The 12,695-nt window shown below is 32.4% G+C and carries 9 protein-coding genes; 2 read left to right on the forward strand and 7 right to left on the reverse strand.

Going from position 1 to position 12,695, the window contains the following annotated elements:
- Nucleotides 1–63: 63 nt before the first annotated feature.
- The 6 genes from RH98_RS05710 to RH98_RS05735 all read right to left on the reverse strand — a co-directional run bounded on the left by RH98_RS05710 (nt 64) and on the right by RH98_RS05735 (nt 10,420).
- Nucleotides 64–1,428: a porin family protein gene (locus tag RH98_RS05710; protein ID WP_010251527.1), complete on the reverse strand. Its 1,365-nt coding sequence runs from the start codon at nt 1,426–1,428 to the stop codon at nt 64–66.
- Entirely contained in the window at nt 1,421–1,990 is a 570-nt protein-coding gene (locus tag RH98_RS05715; RefSeq protein ID WP_010251530.1) for an RNA polymerase sigma factor, read from the reverse strand. Before RH98_RS05715 ends, RH98_RS05710 begins: the two co-directional genes overlap by 8 nt.
- A 244-nt stretch (nt 1,991–2,234) precedes the next feature.
- Nucleotides 2,235–2,813 carry a DUF4840 domain-containing protein gene (locus tag RH98_RS05720; RefSeq protein ID WP_010251533.1) on the reverse strand — a complete coding sequence of 193 codons (579 nt, stop codon included), beginning with the start codon at nt 2,811–2,813 and terminating at the stop codon, nt 2,235–2,237.
- Between the two features lie 472 nt (nt 2,814–3,285).
- The gene (locus RH98_RS05725) at nt 3,286–5,760 is read right to left on the reverse strand and encodes a phosphocholine-specific phospholipase C (protein WP_010251536.1); all 2,475 of its coding nucleotides are present in this window, start codon (nt 5,758–5,760) and stop codon (nt 3,286–3,288) included.
- A 6-nt stretch (nt 5,761–5,766) separates the two neighbouring features.
- Complete coding sequence (locus tag RH98_RS05730) at nt 5,767–7,242, reverse strand: SusD/RagB family nutrient-binding outer membrane lipoprotein (RefSeq protein WP_010251537.1); 1,476 nt, start codon at nt 7,240–7,242, stop codon at nt 5,767–5,769.
- Between the two features lie 10 nt (nt 7,243–7,252).
- A complete protein-coding gene (locus tag RH98_RS05735) occupies nt 7,253–10,420 on the reverse strand; it encodes a SusC/RagA family TonB-linked outer membrane protein (protein ID WP_010251540.1) in 3,168 nt (1,055 codons plus the stop codon).
- Nucleotides 10,421–10,670: 250 nt separating this feature from the next.
- Here RH98_RS05735 and RH98_RS05740 point away from each other — a divergent pair, with 250 nt between their 5' ends.
- Nucleotides 10,671–11,615, forward strand: coding sequence for a ParB/Srx family N-terminal domain-containing protein (locus tag RH98_RS05740; RefSeq protein WP_010251543.1), 945 nt, complete (start codon nt 10,671–10,673; stop codon nt 11,613–11,615).
- A gap of 66 nt (nt 11,616–11,681) precedes the next feature.
- The gene (locus RH98_RS05745; protein ID WP_026038762.1) at nt 11,682–12,302 is read left to right on the forward strand and encodes a methyltransferase domain-containing protein; all 621 of its coding nucleotides are present in this window, start codon (nt 11,682–11,684) and stop codon (nt 12,300–12,302) included.
- Between the two features lie 49 nt (nt 12,303–12,351).
- Here RH98_RS05745 and RH98_RS05750 read toward each other — a convergent pair whose 3' ends face one another.
- Nucleotides 12,352–12,603: a four helix bundle protein gene (locus tag RH98_RS05750; protein WP_010251548.1), complete on the reverse strand. Its 252-nt coding sequence runs from the start codon at nt 12,601–12,603 to the stop codon at nt 12,352–12,354.
- Nucleotides 12,604–12,695: the final 92 nt, after the last annotated feature.

Genomic DNA, 12,695 nt, shown 5'->3' on the forward strand with positions numbered 1-12,695 from the left:
ATAAATAATTCATATAATATGACTTTTAAGAATAATAAATAAGTAGAAAAAGAAAATATCTACCTACTTTGCAAACAACAACCTAATTCCCACCTTAGTATTAAAACTAAAAGGTTTTTCTTTATATATTGTTCCAATCTCACTGCTATTTTTAATGTGATATTGTACCCCTGGTTCTACATAAAAACCTAAATGTTTTGTAATCATATATTCAGCACCTATTCCACCATTAACAGATACTTGAATAGTATTCTCATTTAAATTCTTTTTATCGGAATCAATCACTTTTTCGTCAACAACATAACGCGTTTTTACTTCTCCTGAAACTGATTTTTCAAATAATCCTCCTGCTGCACCATACAAGCTAAAGTTTCCACTACCTATAACTTTATAAGAAATTTGTAAAGGAATCCCCAAATAGTGCATATCCTGCTCTGATAGCACGCGACTACTTGGCGTACCTGATTTTAACTCAGAACTTAACTTAGTATAACTCAATCCAGAACTAACCGTCCATTTATCCGTTAGTTGATACCCAACAGAAATACTAGCAGTAATAGGCGCTTTATGTTTTACATCAGTAATTGCATTCTGATACATATTGGCTCTTATAATATCATTAAAAGTAGTTTTAAAGCCTGATGCTTCTTCCATATAAAGACTTGCATAAGACAGTGATTTACCACTTATAGTTCCATAACCTGTAAATTGTTGCTTGTCTTTTGTAAATGTACCTCCACTATTAAGACCTCCTATCCATCTACTTTTTCTAGCAACCTTACTATCTTTTTCATTCTCAGCAGCAAATAACTCTTCTTCTATTTGTTTTAATTCTGCTTCTACTAATTCTTTATCAAATAACTCTTCTTTAAAATTATGGTCTGCATTTGCAATATCTTTAGTATCACTATTATTAATTATATCGCCATCAATCGTTTCTGAAGTTAAATTACTAGAGGATATAGATGCTATAAAGGAATTATTATTTGTTGACTGTCTATTTTTTTTATTTGATATATCATTATCGCTATTAACTATACTATAAGATCCTTCTTTCTTACTATTAATGTGCTCTCTGCTATTGTTATTTTCTAATTTCTCTAAACCTTCTTCTTGCGTGACTTTAATAGGTGAGTTTACGTCTATTTCATTTATTCTAGGGAGTAGTTCATTATCTAAATCGATACTCTGTTTTTCTAAAAGTGGTTTTACAAAAACAAATAACAAAGCAGCAGCGGCAACTCCACTAATTATCCTTATCCAAATTGTCTTATTGCTACTTCTTGTAGAATTGGCAACAAGAGGCATCACTTTTTTAGAATGATCACTAAACAATTGATCTTCTAATTTTTCCCACATTCCTTGAGGAGCTTCAACTTCGAAGTCCTCCATTTTTTTACGCAACTCCTCTTTCCAATCTTTATTCATAATGCGCCATATTTAATTTCTTATACTCCGTTATTTTACGAGCTAAAATGTTTTTAGCACGATGATATTGTGAAGCCGAAGAGTTCTCTGCAATACCTAAAATACTGCCTATTTCTTTATGACTTTTTTCTTCAAAAACATATAAGTTAAATACCATTCGATATCCCTCTGGCAAGGATTGAATCATCTCTAGAATTACTTTTTGAGGCACAATTAGAAAATCTGTATCTTCTTGCTCAACAAGCTCTGGTAATTCATCAACCTGCTCTGTATGATTTATTTTTGTTTTTTTCTTTAAATATTTTATTGAATCATTGATAACTATTCTTGTAAGCCAAGCTCTCAAAGACCCTTCTCCTCTATATTCAAAACTATCTATTGAGTGATACATTTTAATAAAACTCTCTTGTAATACATCTTGTACGTCATCCTCATTAGACAAATAACGAGAACAGGCATAGGCAAGCCTTCCCGAATAGCTCTGATAAAGCTCTTTCCAGGCTGACTGTTGTTTCTCTACAAGTCGCTTGACTAATTCACGCTCTGTATTCTCCGCTTGCATTTAATTAAAACTATTTCTTCATACTCAATTTAGCTTGAAAAATAGGTTGCAGTTGCAACCTATTTTCCGCTTCCTACTCTTATATCACAGTATAGTTAGTCTACAACCTAAACCTTTTTTTAAACACTATTAAATAAATCTGTCTTATAACTCACTACAATTATTAAGACCGATTTGATAGTAATAACGACTAACCGAATAATTAACTATTCTTTATACCGAAAACAGAATATAACTACCTCATCTATCTTTTTACAAATGTAGGAAAGCTATAGCTAATTAATTCAAATGGAGTAATTTCAGTTCCATCAAATAATATATTTTTCACCTTAAACTCAAAACTTATTGTTCGTGAAAGCCCTTGATAAACACCTTTCACATTTGCTTCTATCTCAACTTCTACTCTCTTATATTCACCTCCCTGTAATACCTCAAAGAAAAGATCTACTGGAATAAAACTTAATACTACAGCAGTCTTTGTTTCATTAAGATTAGCCTGAAAGTCTAAATCATAAGCTACTTTACTTTGTAATTCTATTGGCTTCCCTGTTAAATCAGACGATTCTATGCTTGCAATAATTTCCTCTACATTCAAATTATCAAACACAATCTGATTCTCCTGCACCTTAAAAGTAGCTGGACGCATATATTGTCGATGCTCTTGTTGAGTAGTCATCTGTCCAAAATAATTACCAAAGATTTCTTGTATCTCTACATTAGGTAAAGCAACTTCTAACGAATCATCTAAACTACATGCAGTAAATGCTATATTACTAATAAATAGTATAGTTACTATTTTTGTCCAACACAATATGCTCTTCATCTTCTTGTTTTTTTCTCAGAGCTACATGGCAATACTTTTGTACTGCCATGATGTCTGATAATCATTTAAAAACAGTTTAAGTAGTATGAGTACTTATTAGGTAAATCCTCTATTTTTTAAATCTTGCACTATAGCCTATTATTTTATTTAAAAAAACAACTAATCAAATATTATTCAATTAATTACGAAAAAAAATAATTTACCATATTAAATAATATATTAGTATTATTTTCTATTAAACATGTAATTATAGCCTAAGCCTCCTGCTTCAACACTCTGTTATAATCTTGATTTCATTTTACAAACTATACTCTTGTAAACCTATCTAACATTTAAATACTACTATCAAGTGCGAATTATACTTACTCTTAATAAGAACATAGATTAATGAATAAACAGAACGGAAATAAAAAAGCTGAGCAGCAAAAGCTCAGCTTCTCCAAGTAAAAAAGCACTTGTATCTACATTAACACTACACTTTCGATAAACTCGCCATATATGGATCTGTGATACTTACATTTCCGTCTTCAAGATGACCTGCAAATTGATAAGAGAAATCTATATCTAAAGAAGTTGTAATTTCTATATCATACCATCCTTTAAAAGCGTTGTAATCTAATTGAATAGTTACTTCTTTTTGGGGTTCGATTATTACTGGTATAGTCCTTTTTAAATAAATTTTATCTTCTATAAGGAACTGTTCTGTTTTTCGACCTTTATTAAAAAAAGTAACTAATACACTTAAATTTTCTTGCGGAATTACTTTTATAGTAACAGGAAGAGGTTCTTTTTTCCCTACAAAACTTCTATAAAAACCATTAGGTCCGTGTACTTTAAAATTATACTGACTATCATTTATTGCCCTTAGATCCCAGTAGTAATCAAGTTCTTCTCCCTCTTTAACAGCAAAATTCCAATTCGCCCCTTTTATATGATCATAAGACGTGTAAGAGTATATTTGAAAGGGTGCTGCATTTTCTTTATTCTTCTTTGCATTACCAATAACATTAAAATCCATTTGCAACTGAGATTTACTTCCAGCAAACCTTAAATTAACTTGCATATTATAAGGCAATCCGCAAGCTTTTCGAACACCTTTCTCTTGTTTTGGAAAAGAAGGTAATTTAGTCCAATGAGATTCTTGTTCTATTTCTTCTTTTGAAAAGCGATTAAAATCTCCTGGTAAATCCTTTTCTCTCGCATTTAATATTCGAGCGATATATTTATCTCTATTGACAAAATTAAAATCTAATTTTTTTAAATCATTTGCGCTTTGAAAAACAGAAGTCATATTACCACAAACCGCTCTTCGCCAATCTGAGATATTCTCCTCTATCACTTTCTTTCCTGTTTTATTTTCAATAAAATATTCTAAGAACTGTATCGTGGAGGTAATATCGCATACTTCTGAATTAACCCATCCACCTTTAGTCCATGGTGATGCAATAACCATTGGTACTCTGTAGCCTAATCCTATAGGACTTGCTAACTGATTATCTTTCTTACCTGTTCGTTTTTGTTCTTGCTCTTTGGTTACCCACTCTGTTTGGGTATTCATTCCTTTAGGAACTTTACCTTGGTTTTTATCTGTTGACAACGGTGGAACAAATGGTGCAATATGATCAAAATAGCCATCGTTTTCATCATAAGTCAAAATAAATATTGTCTTTTTCCATACCTCTGGGTTATTGGTAAGTATATCCAAAACCTCTGAAACATACCACGCTCCAAACCAAGGAGCTGAAGGATGATCAGAAAAATTACAAGGTGCAACAAGCCAACTTACAGTAGGGAGTTTATTCTCATTAACATCTTTTCTAAACTGATGGAAAATATCTCCTTTAGGCACTTTTACTTTCTTTAGCTCTCCGTTTTCTTCATATTCTATTTCCTCGACTGCATGATAATCTGGATCATCTGTATTTGTAGTAAAAGCTTTTTGATGGATAGCTTTTTCAAAATCGGATAACTTCTCGAATTCTTCTTGTGAATATTTTTTTAAACTATCCGCTAATTTTTCTTTCTTAGTTAAATATTCTTCTCGCTCTTGAGCTAATAAATCATTATTAGAAAGCTCTTTTTCTATACGATCATGTTCGAACTGCAAATAATCAACATGGGCTTTATGGAAACGAACATTATATTGTTTGTAGAATTCTAAATTATTATCCGTAAAGTTTGCTAGCCAACTCTCGCTATACCCATCTAAACCTACAGGTAGACTTAATTCATTTTGATAGACTCTCCAAGATACTCCCGCTTCTTCTAACCTTTCGGGATAAGTTTTCCAGCTGACATCTTTGTAATTGATTTGACCATTATCCACGTGCGCTATAGATTCACAATCGTGTGGATTCTCTCTAATAGCTCCTGCCCAAAAGAATGAACGGTTAGCACTTGTCCCTGTTAATGAAGAACAAAAATGTTGATCGCATACCGTAAAAGCATCTGCAAAAGCATAATAAAATGGAATATCTGCTCTTGTATAATACCCCATAGTTAAGGGCATATCTTTATATAATTTATTCCCTGGTCGTTTAGCAATCAACCAATTGTCCATCTTCCCTTCATTGCGCGCCTCTACCATGTCTTTCCAACTATGCGGAAGCCCTCCCATCCAAGTAATCTTAGTATTCTCTATATCTAAACGAAAAGGTCCATATAGCTCTTTCTTAAAATCTTCTTGAAACCACACTGGTAGATTATTATGCATAAAAAGTGCACGAGGGTCATTAAACCCTCGCACACCACTAAGTGTTCCGTAACAATGATCAAAAGAACGATTTTCTTGCATTAAAAAAACAATATGCTCTGCATCCAAAAAAGTACTCCCTTTTTCTGCATCAATACTTAATGCACGCTCAATGGAGGCAGGCATTGCATTAGCAAATGAAAGTCCTCCTACAAACAAGCCTGATTTCTTAATAAAATCTCTTCTAGTATTCATTATTTATTATTTTAACCACCAACTTATACCTTTAATATTATCACTACCTGCAAATTGTCGTTGTATAGCATCTTGCAAATGATTTTGATTCTGATTGTATTCAGAACTAGGATATATCCAGCGCGTAGGAGCTGTCATTCCAGTAGCAACTTTAAATTCTGGGAAGCCTGTACGCAAATGATCATAATAAATTGTCCAACCTCCTTGATGAAACATAGTGATATATTTCTGAGTTAATATTTGCTTTAACTGAGATTGTAAATCACCTGAGCTATCAAACTTAACATTTTGATTATCAATATACTTATTATATTCATCAACTTTATAATATTCCCCCATTGTTTTAGCATAGGTCTCATAGAATTCAAAATTACTTTTGATCCCTTTATTATAAAATATTTCAGCACTTGAAGCTATCCAGCCTCTTGCTGCTGCCTCTGCTAATATGAATTGTAATTCTGAATAGCTTAAAATACTATTGGGTTCTGCAGTAGCATCTAAATAGTATCTACTTTTAATCTTAGAAATATTCTTAGTCTGTACTAGCTTTTCATTTTCTGCATATGGAACAATAGGATCTCCTCCATTATAACCACTAAAATCATTAATAGATAATCCCTTCTCAAGTGCACTTGAAGTCAATTGTGCAAATGCAAATAAACGAGGATCCTCTAATTCTTTTAATAAGTCAATAAAAGTACCTGACATATACATTCCAGAACCATATGAACTTGAATTAAACTGAGGATAACGGCTCCCTGCTTGATCATAAAATACTAATTGTCCACTATCTAGGTTATTTTCAATTAAATCACCTGATTCATATACCTTTTTAAAGCGACTAGCAATATCAATATTTCCTACTTTACTCTTTTTTGACAAAGTCATTAATACCTTTAATTGAAATGAATTAATTAACTTCTTCCATTTTAGAGCATTTCCTGCATATATAATATCACCTTTAAGTGTCTGTTTTTCTTGTATAAGAGATGATGCTAATTCTAATTCATTTAATATCCCTTCAAAAACAAGTTCTTGATTGTCATATTTAGGAAAAGGTATCTTGTTTTCTCCTAATAAAGCTTCAGAGTATGGAATATCACCAAAGGTCATTGTCAAGTCATAAAACAAATATGCCTTTATAAAATGTCCTATTGCTATATATTCTTCTTTTCCTGAGCGCTTAGCCTCATCCATCATTTTTTGTACTTGAAGTAGTACTTTATAATTTCCGAAACTACCACTATTCCATTTAAAATATTGGCTAGTATTTTCTCCATCGGTTTGGATAATCATGCGCGAGGCATATTCTTTACTTATTCCATCCAACGAAAAAGCTTTCTTAGATACATTGGTTAATAATAAATAAGGATCTGCCTCTGTCACCTTATTTGGGTCTTCACTTAACTTATCTAAATCTTGACAACTCGCAAATGCAAAAACAAGTGCTACAACTGCTAAAAGTGTTTTATATTTTTTCATTTTCTACTAATTAAAATTTAACGTTAATTCCTAAACCTATCCATCTTGTCGAAGGATCCTGAATATCGTTCTTTCCACTTGTATCAAAATCAGGGTCAGAATATAGTCCTTTGGATTTCTTCCACATTAATAGATTATACCCCGTTAATGTTGCAGATAAATGAGATACTTTATTTGATTTAAGCATCTTAGTAAAATCATAGGAAAGTGCTACTGTTCTTAATTTGAAATACGTACGATCAAACATATTAGCAAATAGTTTACTTTCTTTTTCTGATACTCTAGCTCTATAAGGATAGTTTTGAGCCCAACTCTGCCAACTAACAGCTCCTGTATGGTCTTTAAAAACACGAGTATCAGATACTACATTACCTTGTACATCAGTTATTAGTTCACCTGAGACAATATTCACTCCTTGGGGTATATATACAGGATTACCTGTGGCATATTCAGCATCTCGATAGGTAGTAGACTTAGGATGTTTTCCTCCCCACCACATTTTCTCTACTACTTCTGATCTCATAATACCCCCCCATATACCATCTATTCCTATATTAAGTCCCCATTCTTTATACTTTACAGTATTGTTCCAGCCTAATGTCCATTTTGGATCAATATGTCCTAAGTAAGTCGCTTGTTTATTCGCTGTAGGCATACCCGTTTTTTCATTAAGAATAACTTTTCCATCGGGAGACTTCATCCACTCTGTCCCATAATAAGAATCTACGCGATCATTTAATCGCAAGTTTCCATCTCTATCGCCTCCATTATAGATTTTCGTAAGCTTTTGCACTCGTGTACTCCAGTTAATTGAAGAGCTCCATTGAATATCATCTTTTTTGATAATCGTTCCTGCAAGTGTAATTTCCCATCCATTAGTAGTATACTCATTACCATTGACTTTCATTGAATTAAATCCAGAAGCTTCAGATACAGGATAATTGATTAAGAAATTAGAATCAAGTACTCTATAATAAGTCAAGTTAAAACTTAACCTATTTTTGTATAACGCTGTAGATAACCCCAACTCTAATGATTTTGACTTCTCAGGAACTAAGCCTTCGGTTAATATTGAATTGGGATACTCCACCATTTGATTTCCATTAAAAGTAGGTGTTACTGGCGAATAGGCAGATTTTAATAAGTAGGGTTCTAAATCACTAGATACCTGTGCCCATGAAGTATATAATTTTAAATAATCAATCTGAGAAGGCATGTCAATCAAATTAGATAACACCACACTTAAAGATGTTGATGGATAAAAATAAGAACGATTATTCTTAGCCATTGTAGACGACCAATCATTACGTCCAGCGAAAGACAAGAAGAAAGCGTTATAAAAGTCTACCTCCACTGATCCATATACACTATTTACAGCTTTCTTAGTGGTTCTATTAGTTGCTGTAACTGGTCCTGTTGAGTTACCTAAATTATATACGCCAGGAACAGTCAACCCATCTGCTGCTGAATAATTCTCTTTTCTTTGTTGATATCTCGAAGCTGCTCCACCATTTATATTCAATAAAACATTGTTTGTAATTTCCTTGTTATACATTGCTAAGAAATCATACTCTACATCAAGTCTATCATCACTTGTAATACTATATCCTCCTTCTCTCGAAGCACTGTAATTAAAATACGATTTAGGACTTTGTATTTCTGTTTTATTATTTGTGATAATTCCAGAAGCACGACCTTGTAATACTAAATCATCAGTCACATCGTATTTTAAACTTAACTGTCCATTTACCACATCTCTATCCCATATACGTTTAAACTCTTTTGCTCCAAACCAAGGATTGTTATACCATGCATAATTATAACTTGCTTGTCTATATCCTTCCATTCCAGGTACCCAAAGATTGTTCTTTAAATCCCGACCATTCACATCATTCCCCATCCATATTAAAACTGTATACATATGTCCACTAGGATTATAGTCATAATTAGGAACATTAGGGGCAGTAATACGACCATAAGATAACTTGGTATCAAGCTCTACCTTGTCGGTAATTTTGCTTGTTGATTTAAAGCTTAGATTTCCTCTAAACAATTTAGAATTTGGAACGCGGTCTTTATTATAAGTGAACTCTCCTCCTATTCTATATGAACCTTTTTCGCCTTTACTTGTTACTGCAAAGTTTGTACGTGAAATAACTCCTGTTTCTAAAAACTCTTTTAAATTATCGTGATTTTTCCACTCAATAGGCACACGTTCATATCTTGATTTATCATTGTATTGTGTTCCCTCGACATTTCCATACCATTGTATAACTTCTCCTGTTTGTCGATCTCTAATGGGACTATTCCATTGCGCTATCTTTTGCCCATCTGTAAACTTAGGTCCCCAAATCATATCTCCATCACTAATTCCACCGTCTTTACCATCCCAAAACTCATATTTACCATCTGATCCACTTCCGTATTCTGTCTGCGTTTTAGGATATACAGTAAAACCTGCACTTACCATTGTATTTTGAGAAAACGACACTTCAATACCTTCGTTTTTTGCTCCTTTAGTAGTGATTAAAACTGCTCCGTTTCGACCACGAGAACCATAAAGTACTGAAGCACTAGTTCCTTTTAAAACATTGATATCTGCAATATCCTCTGCTGGTATATCAAATAAATCCGTTGTCACAGGTACACCATCTATAACAACTAAAGGTGTTTTTCCCCTTAAAGAAAAACTAGGTGACTGCATTAACCCTGTAGGGTTAGATACTGTCAAACCTGAGACTTGTCCCGATAACAAGCTACCAATATTAGGAGAAGCTACTTCTTGTACTTTTGATACATCAACACTCTGGGTAGAGTAACCAATTTTCTTTTCTTCTTTTGAAATACCTAATGCCGTAATTACTAATTCATCAAGTGATGATAACTCTAGTAGTAAGGTTACGCTTATTTCACTTTTATTACCTACTGCAACCTCTTGTGTATCGTAACCTATAAAAGAGAACACTAATACAGAACTATCTTCTACTTCTATAGAGAAGTTTCCTTCCATATCTGTACTAACGCCTAACTGCGTTCCCTTGAGTAATACGGATGCCCCTGGTAGCATAAAGCCATGCTCATCAGAAACCGCTCCTGTTAATTTTCGCTTATTCTGCGCATAAGTAAGTGTGATGCTAAACAGAAAAAGTAAATTCCAAATTAGTAATGTTTTTTTCATTTTATGATTAAATGTTTTTGCATTACAAAACTCATCTATATACGCAAAAAGCATATTACTAAAACACTAACAAATACAGCTTTTACTTTATCTAAAGATTATAATTAAGCCAATTTTGACAACATTTTATTAACATAAAAACTCTAAAAGTTCTAAGTTTTATTTTTATATCATTATAGCTAAAAACAACTATATATTATCATAATAATTTATAAGTAATTTTACTGCTTTAGATAAGAGTAAAAAAGCGATGAAATACTATTGGAAAGATTTACAAAACGACAATGATCTATTCACAGGAATAGAACTCCATATTGAGCAAGCTACCACAGCTTCTATGCAGCTCTTAACTGGTGTTTTTGGGACTATGAAACTAATGGTAAACAATCAAACTGCTTTTTGGGGTGTTATTAGCAATGACTATTGTGAGATTGCAGTAATTAGAACTTTTGAAGAAGATAGTCGCCTTTTACCCGTGATTACCTCTCCTGAAATTGAAAGTAGAAAAGAACTTGATAAACATGTCGCTCTTCAATCATGGACACGTTATTTTATAGAAAAATTAATAAATAATGACAAGCATTTTTTCTACAATGGAATATGGCATTTTGATGTGTATGGAGATTTAAATCAACGCGCATATTACAAGACAAGAGAATTGGAAAAACAAGATTTTGATGCCCTTTATTATGCCGATTGGAATAGAGATATTATGTTCTCAAGAAAAGTAGATCTTCATTCTGGTCGTTTAAAATGGTGGAGAAAAAAAGCCTCAGAAGGTATTCTTCCCCCTATACTTACATGGTTCATTCCTTCTCTTGGTGAATATTGGATTATAGATGGTAATTATCGTCTTCAAGCAGCATTACTTGAACAAACAGAAATACCAGTTATAGTAGCCTATTCTGGCGAATATAAACAAGCTTTTATGAATCCTGCTTTTCAAAAAGGAATGTTACAGGCCATAGATAAAGCATATAAAAACATTAACAAACTTAGTCCTATCTCATTTAATGGATTAAACCAACAATTAATGCATGCCTTTGACAACCGACCTTTCTTTCAACAAAAAACATTTGCTAAAGCTAAAATTCAATCACCTCAACAATGGTTAGAAGAAGTAAGTAATTATTTAAATAGTATTGACTATCCTACTGCTTCTTTAGTAATAGAAAGACTAAAAAAAGAGCTCTAAATACACTTTTTGTTACCACACATTAATATTTAATAACTTTACACAAATTACGCCAAGGTAAAAACAATGAACTGCACACTGTGTCAAACCCTTCTTCATACTAAAATAGACAATGACTACTACCATTGTCCTACATGTAATGCCTATTTAAAAGATGAAATGTTATACTTCTCAAAAGAGAAAGAGAAACAACATTATGAATTTCACAACAATGATGTAAATGACATAGGTTATCAAAGATTCACTTCTCCTATAACAAACCATATATTAAAGACGTGTACAACTGAGATGTTAGGGCTTGACTATGGATGTGGTAAAGGTCCAGTGATTACCAAACAGCTACTAGATAAGAACTACCAAGTCAATTTATATGACCTGTATTTTCACCCCTCTTTAGATTATTTAAATTACCAGTATGATTACATATTTAGCTCTGAAGTATTTGAACACTTCTATCAACCTTATGAAGAAATAAAAAAATTAACCAATTTATTAATTACTGGTGGAAGACTACTTGTGATGACTCATCTCTATCAAAATCAACAGCATTTTGATAAATGGTATTACCGCAAGGATCAAACTCACGTATTTATTTATACTCCCAAAACTGTAAGGTATATTGCTAAACACTTTGGTTATAAAATAGAAATATTATCTGAACGATTATTTGTTTTGGTTAAAGACTAAAACTTAGAATTTCTTTATTGTTAATTGATAGTTAGTTGAATAAAATATCTTATGTAAGAATAAAAGAGACTGTCTCATAGCAAAATGAGACAGCCTCTTTATACTCATTCCATTCTTCTTCATCCTTTTTAATTTTATTAAGAACAAGATGCTCTACCCTATGTAATTGTTTCATTAAAGTTTTAAAATCGTCTTCTGATAATAGTCCTATTCTTTGCCCAAGAATCAAACAAGTATCTAAAGCTTGACATTTGCCAATAGCATCACTTAGAGAATTCTCTAATGTATCATCATAATACACATAAGTTTCTATTATGAATATAATCTCCTATGCAGTACTTCTTATCTTCTCTACTAAATCTGAATACCCTGATTCTGGGTTAACATTAACTA

Origin of the sequence: Myroides injenensis M09-0166 (assembly GCF_000246945.1) — a bacterium.
Classification (GTDB): domain Bacteria; phylum Bacteroidota; class Bacteroidia; order Flavobacteriales; family Flavobacteriaceae; genus Flavobacterium; species Flavobacterium injenense.